Source organism: Paenibacillus hodogayensis (genome assembly GCF_039536325.1).
In the GTDB taxonomy this organism is placed as follows: domain Bacteria; phylum Bacillota; class Bacilli; order Paenibacillales; family NBRC-103111; genus Paenibacillus_AB; species Paenibacillus_AB hodogayensis.
Map to the genome: position 1 here is coordinate 151,301 of NZ_BAAAYO010000002.1, position 14,355 is coordinate 165,655.

A 14,355-nucleotide genomic window follows, 5' to 3' on the forward strand; every position below is an offset into this window, starting at 1 on the left:
AATAAAACTCAAACATAGGATATTTGGTGGTGTCGACCACTGTATCTAATTGTCGGAATTAATCGAAAAAATGGACTGAACTGATTTACTCCTTACCTTCCTAAAAAACTGAGCTGGATCCCCTAGCTCGTTTAGTCGGGAAGCCCAATGGAATCTACCGGATCGAAGAGGGATTTCGTTGTCAATTAAGATACCGTTGGTTTTAATTCATTTACTCACGACAATGAGTTTATGTCACGGGTCCTTTCATTCGGGTAAAGGGATCAGAGAAGAAAGAACAAGGGGGTTCTTCTTCATTGTTCTTTTCTATGTGTCAGAAAGCATGCTTTTCGGCACGCTCAAAAAAGGCTTGTTTCTTTGTGTCAAAATACCCTAAAATTAATTTAGGCATGTGCCATGATTTTATATGGTATTTTGGCACGAAATGAGGGTGAGTTTTTATGAAATTGGCCTATGGCCGGGTTTCGGCCAAAGATCAAAATCCGGAACGACAGCTTATTAAATTCAGGGAGCTCGGAATCGAGGATCGATTTATTTTCGTTGACAAGCAGAGCGGTAAGGACTTCGACCGGCCGCGGTATCAGGCTATGCGCATGATAATTCGTGAAGGTGATTTGGTGTACCTGGATGCGCTGGATCGGCTGGGCCGTGATTATGACGGCATCATTAGCGAGTGGAAATACATAACCCGAGAAATAAATGCAGACATCATTTGCTTGGATAACGAGACGTTGTTTGATTCCAGGAAATTTAAAACGATGGGTGACTTAGGCAAATTGCTTGAAGATCAGTTTTTGAGCATGCTGGCGTACGTGGCTGAGCAGGAGCGCAAGAAGAACCGGCAGAGACAAGCGGAGGGAATTGAGGTGGCCAGAGCGGATGGGGTGAAGTTTGGTCGCCCGAAAGTCGAGATTGATACAGCATTCGTTCTGACCTACGATGAATGGAAGGCTGGGGCAATAACTGCTACAGCTGCGATGAAGAAATTGAATATGAAGCACAGGACGTTTTATAGGCGGGTTAATGAATACGAGAATTCCCTCCGCTGAATGGATTTAATTACTTAGAAACTATGAATTTGTTCTACGTGGTATAATTTAGGATGTGCTTACAAAGGACACTTGTCGCTAAACGTAATCGCTAGTGAGTGTCCGGGGATATGATTCAGCCGGCCCGCGTCGTGGCCGCCATATGAAATATGGCGGCCACTGTTTTTTATCTTAAATGATGTTTTCTAATAATTTCAGCATATTGGGTAAGCCCACGTTTTTCTAGTTCTTTTACAAATACAGGCCATGGCGGTACATTACTCATATACGGTTGAGGACCCGTAGACAAGCCGCCACCAGGGCCGGTTGAAAGACCACCGCCTGGACCTGTAGAGAGCCCCCCACGGGGACCCGTTGACAGTCCTCCACCAGGGCCGGTTGATAACCCACCACGGGGGCCAGTTGATAAACCTCCTCCTGGTCCAGTTGACATTCCCCCACCGGGACCTGTAGACCTGCCTCCACCGGGACCTGTAGATGCTCCTCCGCGGGGGCCTGTAGACATACCTCCACCGGGGCCTGTGGAGAGCCCCCCTCTAGGGCCTGTACTTTTATTTCTATTCCACATACGTTACCTCCAATTTAATATAAACTAGTTCACAGTCCTTATTATACCATAGTAAATATTTCCACACCTGTTCCCTTGGACGTTTTTATCAGCGGGTCGTGGTACCGCTGACGGAAAACGGCTTTGTGTATGACTTTTACACACGATCCATTCAAGTCGATATTAGAAGCCGGCATATGTGCTGGCGGGGAGATTTTATGCATTTCGGTGCAGATCGAATTGCAGAAAACGCCCCGACTTGGGACCTGTATGAAAGTGTGATCAATAAATTAGTAGCGGAGTCGTTTGGCTATCCTGCAGGCTCTGCCATTGGCGGTTGCACACGTTTCACGCACCGTTCTTTCCGAATTATACAGCCCCAACATCCCGGTATTGCTTCAAACATGCGGGTTCGACTATTTTATTGCCGACTGTGAGCACGGGTATTTCGATTATGGGGCAATTGCCGCTTTGGCCGCCGTGTCCAGACAAGCCGGAATCCGCATGATCGTCCGATTGCCCGGTATTTCCCGAGAGTATATCCTGAAATATATGGATATGGGCGTGGCTGGACTTCTCGTGCCGATGGTGTCCCATGCCGATGAAATCCGGCAAGTCGTGGAATACGCCACGTACGAACCGTTAGGCCGGCGGGGCATCTCCACCAAACGGGCGCATAACGATTACTGGTGTACGGATTTGACTGCATATATGGAAAAAGCGAACCAAGAAACGATCATTTTGGCACAAATCGAAACAAAGGAAGGGCTGCAAAACATCCAAGCTATCGCGGAAACGAAGGGCTTGAGCGGCCTGGTCGCCGGGCCCAACGATTTGAGCTCCGACATGGGCATCCCGATGCAGTACGGGCATCCGCTATTCCAGCAAGCAATCGGACGGATCTACCGTCATGCTTCAGACGTGAACAAGATCGCGGGAATTATTACGTCGGATATCACGCTGTTAATGCAAAGCCGACAGTTGGGGATGCGAATGCTTACCTGGAGCTCCGAGCTCGGCATGATCATGAAGGGCGCCGAGGCCGGTTTGAAGGAGCTAAATTAGTTAATCATTTTCAAGGGGGATTAAGGCAATGAATCTGAAACCAATATCCAGAAATATTCGTGTCCTCGTAGTACTGTTGGCTGCTTCTTCACTAACGTTGGGTGCATGCTCCAACAACGTCAAGCAACCATCAAGTACGGATGGAAAAGTAAGCGAGAAGGAAAAGCTTGCTCCAGTCAAGCTTTCCTTTTTCAACGGGGGAGCAACAGTATGGCCGGAAGACCAGTTCCGCACCTATATCGAGCAGCCGGTTCGTCAAAAATATCCGCATATTACAATCGAATACATCACCGGCACGGACAAAGATCTGGAAAATTTAATTACTACCGGCAATGTTCCGGATATTGTGACCAGCGGCCCGTCGAGCTTGTTCGGCTTTATCAATTTGGGCATAACCGCAGATATGACTCCGCTTGTAACCAGGAGCAAGTTCGATCTCGGAAGGCTGGAAGATCAGGCCGTTGATTTCATCAAGAAGCATTCCGCCAACGGGGAGCTGCTCTCGATCCCGGTTACAAGAGACAGCAACGTGCTATATTATAATAAGGACTTGTTCGACAAATTCGGAGTAGCCTATCCTACAGATTTCATGAGCTGGGATGAAACCTACGAGCTGGCCAAGAAGCTGGTGCGCGAAGATGGGGGAACGAAGTACAGAGGGTTCGATCTCCAGTTGAACACCTTTAGACATATGGCCAAATGAGCTTGTCTTATGTCGATCCGAAAACGGGAAAAACAGCGATCAACAACGATGGATGGAGAAAGCTGGTTGCACCTTTACAAAAATTTTACTCGATCAGCGGCAATGAATATGTAAATGCAGCGAATCAAGACGATTTTTTGGCGAACCGCTCTTTGTCCATGTACGCTACATTTAATATAGTGATGCTTCTCGGAAATAGCGCAGGACAAACGCTCAATTGGGATTTGGTCACACTGCCGACATTCCCCGATAAACCGAAAACAGGTTCAAGTCCGTTTCCTCAGCATATGCTCGTCACCGCCCAAAGCAAGCACAAGGATGATGCGCTGCGTGTTATTGAAGTGGCTTTGTCCGATGAAGTTCAATCTGCAAGAGGACGGAATGCGGGAATCGGAACCGTATTAAAGAACAAGAGCGTACAGGATGAATTTATGAAAGATGTAAGTGCCGCCAAGGCAAAAACGTATCGGCCTTCTTTAAACTGGAGCCTGCTGCGGCGAGACAAATATCACGCTACGATACGCAAGTCATATCCAGCTTCCAAAGCTCTTTAGGCTCCACGCTGCAAGGAAGTGTAGATCTGAACACTGCGCTCCGCGAAGCCGAAGAAACCGCTAACAAAAAGATTGAGGATGAGAAAGCCAAAGGCAAATAAGGCAAGTTAACTCGCTTCACATTTCACCTCGCCAGCGTTCAATAGGAGATAATTTTATGCCAAACAACATGGGAGCAAGCCGGCCGCTTGCGCAAAGCTACACAGTGGCGGCCCAGCTTGAGAAGAAGGCTCCGGATAGCTATCTGTTTTTCATCAGCACAGGGTTTGCCATGCTCCCTAGCGGGCATATGGTAGCCGGGGCGCCAATATTCAGAAGATTCTACAAAGGCGGGTATGAGGGACACGGTGTTGCGCTGTCTATTAGCAGGGATAAGGGACGGACGTGGCATCCGATCTGGCACTATCCTTCCGTTACGCCCTTGGAAATGGCGCTGTTCGTGCACGAGAACAGATTGTACATGCTGATCACCCCCCATACGAAAGACGGAGGCCGGATCTGGGTTACGGCAAGTGATGATGAAGGACTCACCTGGTCGGAACCGGTCGAGGTAATAAACGGGCCGTTTAAGTGGCTGGCGAGTCACCAATTGGCCATGACGATACGGGACGGACGACTGTTCTGGGCGGTCAGCGAGGAAAACATGCGGCTTGCGGTCGTATCCTGCGACCTGGGGGAAGGCTTGCTGAACCCAAATGCATGGCGCATATCCAACTTTACAGAAATGCCGATCCCCCCGGAGATTAATCCCGGCCTGTTTCCCGGACCTGACATGCGTTGTCTGGAGGGAAATGTCGTATCGGTTAACGGACATATTCGCGTAATCGCCCGCGCCGTCATCGACAGACAAGGGACGGCCAGTCTGGCGGCGGTCTATGATTTGAATATCGAGGACGGGAAATTGGAGCTGACATTCTCGCAATTTTATCCAGTGCCTGGAGCGCAATGCAAAGTCTATATCGTGTACGACGAACAGTCCCGGCTGTTCTGGATGGCATCCAATATTCCCGCCAATTCGCAAAAGTGGATCGATACCGCGCACCTTGGAAATCCGGGAAATGATCGCAGGTTTTTACTGCTCTGGTATTCCTGCGATGCGCTGAATTGGTTCCCTGCCGGATGCATCGCCGCCGCCGAAAAACTGACACAATCGTTTCACTATGCATCCATGGTGATTGACGGCGACGATCTGGCAATTATTTCTCGCACTTCGTTAAACTCCGGAAACGAACATGATTCCGAATTGCTGACCTTTCATCGAGTACGCGAATTTCGCTCGTTGGCGATGGACATTTTCCCTAAAGTTTGAAGTCCGAATAGCCCCACATGGAAGCCGGACAGGTTGATAAAGCTCAACCTGTCCGGCTATTTGCGGAAGATGATACTCATGCAAAGTGAAGTCTAGAAGTGTGGTGAACAACGAAAGCGGAGTCCCCTTCTTCTCACGCAGCAGAGTTATTCACCACACTTCCAGGCCAAGAACAGGCGCGGGAGATGAACGTTCATGAACTATATAGGTGTGGACATTGGCAGCAGCTTCATCAAGGCCGCTATATTGGACACGGGAAGCCGTCAAATTATCGATGTAAGGAAGCAGCAGACGCCGGAGCGTCTTCCCAACCCGGACAGGAACATCTATGAGGTCAACGTTTTAAGTATCGTACGCTCATTGACGACAATGATCGATGAATACGCCGGTAAGTACGGCCCGATCGTGGGGATTTTGCTCTCTACGCAAATGCACGGGTTTGTGCTGTGCGATGAATCGGGCGAACCGCTAACGAACTATATTTCGTGGCAAGATACGCGGGGTACGACCCCTTACGGGAATGCAACCATAAGTTCATTTGAGCACATTTCTGCAGTTATCTCCTCCGAGCAGATGGAAAGAAGCGGCACCCAGCTCAAGCCCGGGCTTGCCGCGTGCAATTTGCACCATTGGATGATGAACCATCGGCACGTTATCGAAAAAGACAACATTTATTTTTGCACATTGGGGTCATTTGTCATTTATAAGCTTACCGGCCGCCATACTTGCCATATTACGAATGCGGCGCCGACCGGATTTGCAGATGTAGAGCGGCGGGCTTGGAACTGGGAAACGATCCGCGCCGTAGGCTGCGAAAGCTTGGTGTTCCCGGATATATTGGACGAACAAGAAATTTGTGGCTATTACGACAGTGCTGGCGGAGGTATTCCCGTCTACCCGGATATTGGCGATCATCAGGCGTCGGTGTTGGGAGCGCTGGGGGGAGACAACGATGCGGCCATCGTGTCCGGTGGAACGGCCGGAATCGTCAGTCTCGTCTCGAATAAAGCAACTCGCGGCGACCACGAAAACCGCCCCTACTTCGGCGGCCAAACTTTAAAAACGATCACCCGTCTTCCCGGCGGAAGAAATCTCGATGTGCTCGTTGACTTCATCGCGGATATCGGCATATCCCTATTCGAAGCTTCACGATCACGCGCGGAAATATGGCAGGCAATTTCCCAAGCGGTTGATCGCCTCGATCCGTCCCGCCCTCTGGAAGCGCCTCGAGTGGAGCTTGGATTTTTCCAGGGACAGCAAGGGGTTCAACACGGCAAAATTGATGGAATACGGCCGGGCAACTTGACGGCAGGCTCTCTGTTCGCCGCCGCCTTCGAAAATATGGCCGACGTTTACATTTCCGCGCTGCGCAAGCTGATGGACCCGACTGCACCGATTGCGAAAATTTGGTTAACCGGCGGAACGATTCATAACAATGTTTTCATGAGAACGATTATGCAAGCGCGAACAGGCATCGAAACGATCCCGTCTCCTGTTCAAAACGAGGAGCTGCGCGGTCTCCTGCATCTCGCTCTGCGCATATCTGGTACATAATAAATGCACCCCTTAGCATTCATCGGATAACCCAGGGGTTTCTCCAATGCGTATTCTAAGGGGTGCACTTCAGGAACTGAGGTCCTTTTTGCCGAATGGCCCGGCGTAGAGGCTCCTATTTAGAAAGCCATCTATCGGAGACAATAATCTGGGGCTGCTGATTAAATAACCGGTACGTGAAAAAGCGGGGGGCTGTTAACGGTCCCCCGCTTTCTGTCTGCTTGTCGGGTAACGCTTACAAACGAAGGTCAGCCAATTACGTCCATGACCTGAACCGCGTCCGTTTTGCTCAGATCGATAAACCCGTCGTCCAAGGCGATCAGCGGGCGCGTCGGATAGTTCGGGTAGATAAGCACGATTTTGCCCCGCCGCCCGTCGGTCAGCCGCACATCGCTTCCGACCTGCGCCGCCATCAGACGGTTCAGAAACGTCATGCCGATGACCGAATCATACCGGTTGCTCACGATATCTTCGTGCAGGTTGCGAATAATTTGATAAAACGGCAGAGCAGGCTTGTTCGGACGATCGGTCGCCATCATCAAATAATCGTCGGCGAGCGCTACGATTTTGGCGAACGGATCGATTTCCGCTCCGTGCAGGCGAGCCGGATAGCCGCTTCCGTCCCCCCTTTCATGATGCTGCAGCGCCACCAAGGCGACGCGCTCCTCCACGCCGGACTGTTTCAGCAGCTCGTAGCCGAGGATCGTGTGCTGCTTCATAATTTCCTGCTCGTGCACCAGCAGCTCCGACGTTTTGTGAACGAGCGAACTCGGCAGCTTAATCGTGCCGATATCGCACAAGCTCGCCGCCGTGGCCAATGTCGACACCTCCGTCTCGTCCATACCGAGCCAGCGCCCCAGCACCGCCGACATGCAGGCGACGCCGATGCTGTGCTTGAACCGGTAGTCCTCCTCAGCCCGGAGATCGGCGAACAGCTTGTAGACGTTTTGGTTTTGGGTCGTTTGCATCAGGTCGGGCAGCACATGCTCCTCCACCTCGGTCAGCGGAATGATCCCGGTGTTCAAAATGAGCTTTTCGATGTCTCGCATTTTGGCATCGGTTCGCTTCATCATTTCTGCGGCGTCCGCCCGAGCCAGGACCGCGGTTACCGTCTTCCCTTCGCCGCTAGGCGCCGTCTCCCCGGCTCCCGACCGCTCGGGCACAGCCTGAATCGGCTCCGCCGCTGGATCTGAGAACGTTTTCTTTTCATCCAATTCCTCTACAACGATATCGAACAGGCTGATCTGAAATTTCTCCAGCTTGCCCACATGCGCCTCAGTTAATACCGTATTCTCGGGAATGAGCATCATACCCGTTGTGTTAACAATATTGTGCAGCAGTTTTTTCCCAACCAAATCCTCATACTGTTCGCAGCGCATTCCGTCCCTTCCTCCCTCATCCCTATGCGGTCGCCCGGCAAAAACCCGCCCTTATGTACCAGTTCCTGCTCTGCGCTGCCGTTTGAACGTGCCAGGACCGCCGCAAACCAAAAAAGCCCCACTTCATCGAAATGAAGCCGGGACGCCCTCCTGGACGAAACCGACCAGCTCTCAGCTTCGGCAACCCAGCCGCCATCGGTCCATGGACCCTAAGGCCTGTAGCTTTGCGTCCCTGCCTTTCGGCAGGTTTGCCGTTTTTTTTCGACTGTAGTAATCATCATAATCGATTTGGGTCATTATATCTATAGCGATTTCCATTTTATGATCAAATGGTTCCCGGGAACGGTCCCAAGGAACGACTAAGGACGCCAGGCGTTCAGCCATGGCGTCCCCGTTTTGGAGATGGTTCTCCTTTTTAATGAGCAACCTGATTGTAATTCATAATCCAGATCGAACCGAGCACGATCGTGACCAGGATGACGAGGCCAAGGAGGAGCGCCATCAAGTTCCAGCGCGGCTTCTTCTCCTCGCGCAGATGCATGAAGAACAGCAGCTGCACCGCAAACTGCAAAACTGCGGATACGAGCAAGACGACCATCGCCGCGGTACCCTGGAGCCAATGGTTCAATACGACAACGAGCGGGATAATCGTCAACACGATCGAGAGCAGGAAGCCGGTGACGTATGACTTCAACGACCCGTGCGACTCGTGAGCCTCGTGAGAGGCATGATGGCCCCCGCCGTGGCCTCCGTTAGGGCCTCCGGAATGTACGGAATGCTGCGCCATCTTACATCACCCCCATCAAGTAAACGATCGTGAAGACGAAAATCCAAACGACATCGAGAAAGTGCCAATACAAGCTGATCACGTTCACCTTGCGCTGCGTCACCGGCGTAATGCCGTGCTTGCGCAGTTGGAGCATAATGGCGACCATCCAGACGAGACCGATCGTTACGTGCAAGCCGTGCGCCCCGACGAGCGTGAAGAAGGCCGACAAAAATGCGCTGGTTCCAATCGTAGCGCCCTCGTGAACGAGCTTGACGAACTCCGTCACTTCGAGCGAGATAAAGGCGAGCCCGAGCAGGGCCGTTACCGCCAGCCAGCCGATCAAGCCTTTGCGATTCCCTTTGTTCATGGCCAGAACGGCCAGGCCGCTCGTGAAGGAGCTGGTCAGCAGGATGAACGTTTCCGCGATAATGCCGGGCATCTCGAACAGCTCTTGCGCTGTCGGTCCGCCGCTCGTATTGTTGTGAAGCACCACGTACGTGGCGAACAAAGTGCCGAATAAGATGCAGTCCGTGATCAGGAACAGCCAGAAGCCGAACATCCGGAGCGATTCCTGATCGTGATGGCCCTCCTCGTGGCCGTGGTGGCCGTGATGACCCGCGACCTGGGTATGGGCTTGATTGTGACCCGCGTTTGCCATCAGACCGTCCCCCTCATCTCGGCTTCCGTCCGAATCACTTCTTCCGCCGGTATATAGTATTCGTTATTATAGGTAAACGAGTGTACGAGCATGCAAACCGCCACGCCGATCATGCCGGGAATCGCCAGCCAGAGCCAGTTGAATACGAAACCGAAGCCGGCTATGAACCAGCAAAACGATTTGATGAACGGAATGCCCGAGTTGCCCGGCATATGGATCGGCTCGATCGGCGGCACCGGCGTCGGCGGAAGGCCTTGCTCCCTGCGCAGCTTCTCCTCCCACCACGAATCGCGCTCGTGCACGACCGGCACGGTGGCAAAGTTGTAGGCCGGAGCCGGCGAAGGAATCGACCATTCGAGCGTACGGCCGCCCCACGGATCGGCAGGCGCCTTTTGCATAAATTTCATGCTGTGTACGATCTGCCATACTTGGAACAGGAAAGCAACTCCCATCAAGAAACCGCCGATCGTGGACACGAGGTTCAGCTCCCACCATCCGCGATCCCAGCCGTAAGCGTTGACCCGGCGGGTCATCCCCATCAAGCCGAGCACGTATTGCGGCATAAAGCAGACGTAAAATCCGATATTCCACAGCCAGAACGCCCATTTGCCGAGATGCTCGTTCAGCATAAATCCGGTCACTTTAGGCCACCAATAATACAAACCGGCAAAATAGCCGAATACGACGCCGCCGATCAGCACCTGGTGGAAGTGCGCGATCAGGAAGTAGCTGTTATGGAACTGGAAGTCTGCCGGCGCCACCGACAGCAGCACCCCGGTCATCCCCCCTACGACGAAGCAGGGGATAAACGCAATCGACCACATCATCGGCGTCTTGAACGTAATCCGGCCGCGGAACATCGTGAACAGCCAGTTGAACACTTTCACGCCGGTCGGTATGGCGATGATCATCGTGGTCACGGCGAAAAACGCATTGACGTTAGCCCCCGAGCCCATCGTGAAGAAATGGTGCGCCCAGGTGAAGAACGACACGACGCTGATGCTCATCAGCGCGAACACCATCGATTTGTAGCCGAACAGCCGCTTCTTCGCAAAGGTTGCCGTCACCTCGGAGAATATGCCGAAGGCCGGCAGCACCACGATGTACACCTCAGGGTGTCCCCACATCCAGATCAGGTTGATGTACATCATCGGGTTGCCCCCGCCGTCGAGCGTAAAGAAGTGCGCGCCCATAAACCGGTCCAGCCAGAGCAGGAACAGCGTCACGGTCAAGATCGGAAAGGCGAGGATAATCGTCAGGCTGCTCGAGAGCACCGACCAGGAGAACATCGGCATTTTCATCAGCTTCATGCCCGGCGCCCGCATCTTCAGAATCGTGACGATAAAGTTGATACCCGTCATCAAGCTGCCGATACCGGATATTTGAATGCCCCATATATAGAAGTTTTGCCCGACTCCCGGACTGTGCGACAGCTCCGAAAGCGGCGGGTACGAGAGCCAGCCCGCATCCGGCGATCCGCCGATAACGAACGACAAGTTGAACAGCATCGCGCCCCAGAAAAACAGCCAGAAGCTGAGCGAGTTCAGGAACGGGAAGGCGACGTCGCGCGCGCCGATCTGCAGCGGCACGACGAGATTGAACAAGCCGAACATAAGCGGCATCGCCATAAACAAGATCATAATTACGCCGTGCGTCGTGAAAATAGCGTTGTAATGCTCAGGCGACAAAAATTGATTGTCGGGCACGGCGAGCTGCGTACGCATCAGCAGCGCGTCCATCCCGCCCCTGAACAGCATCAGCAACGAAGCTAGCACGTACATGATGCCGATCCGCTTATGGTCGACCGTCGTGAGCCATTCGCGCCAGAGCCACGTCCATTTCTTAAAGTAGGACAGTACGAACACGACGGCAATCAGCGTCAGGCCGATCGCGACATCCGCGCCATAAATGAGCGGATCGCCGGTGACGAAAAACTCGGAAGCGAAAGATTTAATGCTGTCCCACATGGCTGTGACCTCCTTCTTCCTGTTTGGTCGTGCTTACCGAGCCGGAGCCGGCGGCGTCTTTGCCGTGACCGGCATGCCCTTTGTCTTCCGTTTTCGGCGCTTTGGCCGGCTCGGTTTGCCCGTGCTGGTGACCGGAAGAATATTTCGATACGGTTTGCTCGAACAGTCCTTTCGGGAAAGAGGAGAAGCTTGCTACCTCGGTTACGCCCGGCGCAGCCAGTGTTTTGTAGCCTTCCTCGGTCAAAGCCGGCTGCGTGCTTTTGATTCCGGCCACCCATTTGTCAAACTGCTCCTGCGGGGCCGCTTCCGCCGTAAAATTCATGCTGGCGAAATCTTTGCCGCTGAAGTTTGCTCCGGAACCGAAATATTTGCCCGGCTCGTTCGCCTGCAAATGCAGCGTCATCGCCATGCCCGACATCGTATAAATTTGACCGCCAAGCTGCGGAATCCAGAACGAGTTCATCGGAGCGTCCGACGTCAGCATGAATTTGACCGGAACGTTATCCGGAAATTGAACGTAGTTGACGGTCGCTATTCCTTGATCCGGGTAGTAAAACAACCACTTCCAGTCCAGCGAGGTCACCTGGATCGTGATCGGCTGCTTCTCGGAAGCGAGCGGCTTCGACGGCTCGAGAATATGCGTATATTTCACCGTGACGACCGCAAGAGCCGCGATAATCAGAATCGGGATACTCCACCAGATCGTCTCCAGCTTCGTATTGTGCTCCCATTCCGGTGCGTACTCCGCCTTGTTCTTTTTGCTGTCTCGATAGCGCCATACGATCCATACGGTCAAGATCAGCACCGGTACGACCACGACCAGACAAAGCACCGTGGAGATATAAATCAAATCGCGCTGCTGCTCGCCTACCGGCCCTTTCGGGTCCAGCACGATCATCTTCTCGGTGCAGCCCGTCGACATGACAGCTATCGCCGCGAGCATCATGATCGCTGCCAAACGCCGGAATATTCGCCCTTGTCTCATCTCTTCCCATCTCCTCAACGCCCATTTTGCGTTTTCAGTTATCTCTTATCACTACCATAACAGAAACAAATTGAAACTTCCGCACTGTTAACAAAGGCGTCAACGAAACGCCGCAATTCCGTAAAATAAAGTTCAACGTTTCGTCAAGATGGCTCAAGAGAGCGATTTCACCGCGCTGGGAAAGCGTTTTAGCGTATGGGCGCAAAAAAAAAGGAGAAGCTTCTCGGCTTCTCCGCGATTGCTTTACTGCCCTATTCGGCCGAACCGATTATTCGGCTTGCTTCGTTTTATTATGATGGAACAGACGGATCGCTGCGCCGATCATATAAATTTGTACGCTGCCGACAAGAAAGCCGACTCCGACCATCAGGCCGAGATTGCGATCCGAGAAATCGCTTACCTCGAACAAACAGGTCAATAGTCCGATGCCCAATGCGATCCAGGCCGCAACAGTCATAAAAGAGACGATTCCGGCGCCTTCTTTGACGTTTTGCCCTTTCATCGTCATTTGCTTGGTCGTCATGTACACCACACTCCTGCAATTCATTGTTGCTAACATTGTAACATATTATTCGCAAAATGTTCACTACTTTTTAACGTTTTGTTCAAATTACCGACAAAAATAGGCGAAGGAACGGAGAAACGCTGCTCAGCGCAAGTATTCGCGGGCTATGTTGTCCACTTCCCGCGCATCGGCGGACCAATACCAAAGCTTGGAGCCGACGAGCGGGTCTTCCTCGATCACCGGTTTTCCCGGCAAGGTGAAGTGACGGATCCCGCCGTCCGTGTTTTTAAACAGCAAAGCCAGACTCACGATATCCGCGGCGGTCAAATTCGTATCCACGTAATCGTTAAGCACTTTACGGACCAGCCCGGGCAGCGTCTTCAGCTTTTCGCCTGACAGCAGCTTGCCGGTTACCGCCTTGAGCAGCGCCGCCTGATCGGATTGACGGTCGAAATCGCCACCAGACAGCGAGTACCGTTCCCGGACGAACTGCAGCGCGAGTTTGCCGTCCAGATGATTCGATCCCGCAGGCAGCGTAGTGCCCGAGCCGCTTAACAGCATATCTCGGGTAAGCTCCAAGTCGACGCCGCCGATTTCATCGATGATCGCTACAAACCCTTGCAGGTCGGTTTTAATATAATAATGGATCGGAATGTCGAACAGGCTGCTGACCGCCCCGATGGCCGCTTGCGTCCCTTCCTTGCCGCCGCCCCGCAGCTCGCCGAGGAAATAGGCATGATTGACCTTGGTAAGTCCGATGCCCTGCAGCGTAACGCGGGTATCGCGGGGAACGGATACGATATTGACCGTTTTCTTCTGCGGGTCGACGTGGACGACCATGATCGAATCGGAGCGTCCCGCCCCGGCTTCTTTGTTATCGAGGCCAAGCACGAGCAGATTGAAGCCGGACGATTGGCGCTGCGGCTCGTGGCTTGCAGCCGCAAGGTTCGATGCATTTGCAAGATCCGCTGCATTTTCCTGAATGGGGGAAGATGTCATCGTTTCCGAACGGTCCGAAGACTGGCCTTTGCCGTTTCCTTCGATGGATTCTCCGCTCGCCCCCGAGAGGAATACAGCTTTTGCCGGAGTTTCGCCGGTCCTATCCGGTTGAGACAACGGCGTAGCGAGGACAGGCAGCTGAGCGGTCCGGAAATGGCGGGACGGGGCGAACGAATCGTATATCCAGCTTGCGGACAGCAGCACGGCCAAGACGCCTCCGCAGCATATGTAAAGCTTTGTTCTTTTCATCGCGGCAGTCTCCGTTTCATTGTGGATGATTTCTCTTTAGATACATTTTGTATCATTATTATC

At 52.7% G+C, this 14,355-nt stretch carries 13 protein-coding genes and 1 riboswitch; of the genes, 6 read left to right on the top strand and 7 right to left on the bottom strand.

Features of this window, described 5'->3' with window-relative positions; all coding sequences use genetic code 11:
• Nucleotides 1–440 precede the first annotated feature (440 nt).
• From ABD796_RS06330 to ABD796_RS06355, 6 genes are all read left to right on the top strand, one after another.
• The gene (locus tag ABD796_RS06330) at nt 441–1,049 is read left to right on the top strand and encodes a recombinase family protein (protein WP_344904648.1); all 609 of its coding nucleotides are present in this window, start codon (nt 441–443) and stop codon (nt 1,047–1,049) included.
• A gap of 877 nt (nt 1,050–1,926) precedes the next feature.
• The gene (locus ABD796_RS06335) at nt 1,927–2,661 is read left to right on the top strand and encodes an HpcH/HpaI aldolase family protein (protein ID WP_344904652.1); all 735 of its coding nucleotides are present in this window, start codon (nt 1,927–1,929) and stop codon (nt 2,659–2,661) included.
• A gap of 28 nt (nt 2,662–2,689) precedes the next feature.
• Entirely contained in the window at nt 2,690–3,364 is a 675-nt protein-coding gene (locus tag ABD796_RS06340; RefSeq protein ID WP_344904655.1) for an ABC transporter substrate-binding protein, read from the top strand.
• Nucleotides 3,361–3,918: a hypothetical protein gene (locus ABD796_RS06345; protein WP_344904658.1), complete on the top strand. Its 558-nt coding sequence runs from the start codon at nt 3,361–3,363 to the stop codon at nt 3,916–3,918. The genes ABD796_RS06340 and ABD796_RS06345 overlap by 4 nt, the downstream gene beginning before the upstream one ends.
• A gap of 157 nt (nt 3,919–4,075) precedes the next feature.
• Nucleotides 4,076–5,227 carry an exo-alpha-sialidase gene (locus ABD796_RS06350; protein ID WP_344904661.1) on the top strand — a complete coding sequence of 384 codons (1,152 nt, stop codon included), beginning with the start codon at nt 4,076–4,078 and terminating at the stop codon, nt 5,225–5,227.
• Nucleotides 5,228–5,422: 195 nt separating this feature from the next.
• Nucleotides 5,423–6,781, top strand: coding sequence for a sedoheptulokinase (locus ABD796_RS06355; protein WP_344904664.1), 1,359 nt, complete (start codon nt 5,423–5,425; stop codon nt 6,779–6,781).
• A gap of 248 nt (nt 6,782–7,029) precedes the next feature.
• Here the strand turns inward: ABD796_RS06355 and ABD796_RS06360 are convergent, their stop codons facing one another.
• From ABD796_RS06360 to ABD796_RS06390, 7 genes are all read right to left on the bottom strand, one after another.
• Entirely contained in the window at nt 7,030–8,160 is a 1,131-nt protein-coding gene (locus tag ABD796_RS06360) for an HD-GYP domain-containing protein (protein ID WP_344904666.1), read from the bottom strand.
• 176 nt (nt 8,161–8,336) lie between these two features.
• Nucleotides 8,337–8,423: riboswitch (cyclic di-GMP riboswitch) on the bottom strand.
• A gap of 152 nt (nt 8,424–8,575) precedes the next feature.
• On the bottom strand, nt 8,576–8,947 hold the full coding sequence (cyoD, locus tag ABD796_RS06365; protein WP_344904669.1) for a cytochrome o ubiquinol oxidase subunit IV: 372 nt from the start codon (nt 8,945–8,947) through the stop codon (nt 8,576–8,578).
• Between the two features lies 1 nt (nt 8,948).
• A complete protein-coding gene (gene cyoC, locus ABD796_RS06370) occupies nt 8,949–9,587 on the bottom strand; it encodes a cytochrome o ubiquinol oxidase subunit III (RefSeq protein WP_344904672.1) in 639 nt (212 codons plus the stop codon).
• Nucleotides 9,587–11,554, bottom strand: coding sequence for a cbb3-type cytochrome c oxidase subunit I (locus ABD796_RS06375; protein ID WP_344904675.1), 1,968 nt, complete (start codon nt 11,552–11,554; stop codon nt 9,587–9,589). The genes cyoC and ABD796_RS06375 overlap by 1 nt, the downstream gene beginning before the upstream one ends.
• Nucleotides 11,538–12,539 carry a ubiquinol oxidase subunit II gene (cyoA, locus tag ABD796_RS06380; protein ID WP_344904679.1) on the bottom strand — a complete coding sequence of 334 codons (1,002 nt, stop codon included), beginning with the start codon at nt 12,537–12,539 and terminating at the stop codon, nt 11,538–11,540. Before cyoA ends, ABD796_RS06375 begins: the two co-directional genes overlap by 17 nt.
• Before the next feature lie 268 nt (nt 12,540–12,807).
• Nucleotides 12,808–13,062 carry a hypothetical protein gene (locus ABD796_RS06385; RefSeq protein WP_344904683.1) on the bottom strand — a complete coding sequence of 85 codons (255 nt, stop codon included), beginning with the start codon at nt 13,060–13,062 and terminating at the stop codon, nt 12,808–12,810.
• 126 nt (nt 13,063–13,188) lie between these two features.
• Nucleotides 13,189–14,292: an LCP family protein gene (locus tag ABD796_RS06390; RefSeq protein ID WP_344904686.1), complete on the bottom strand. Its 1,104-nt coding sequence runs from the start codon at nt 14,290–14,292 to the stop codon at nt 13,189–13,191.
• Nucleotides 14,293–14,355: the final 63 nt, after the last annotated feature.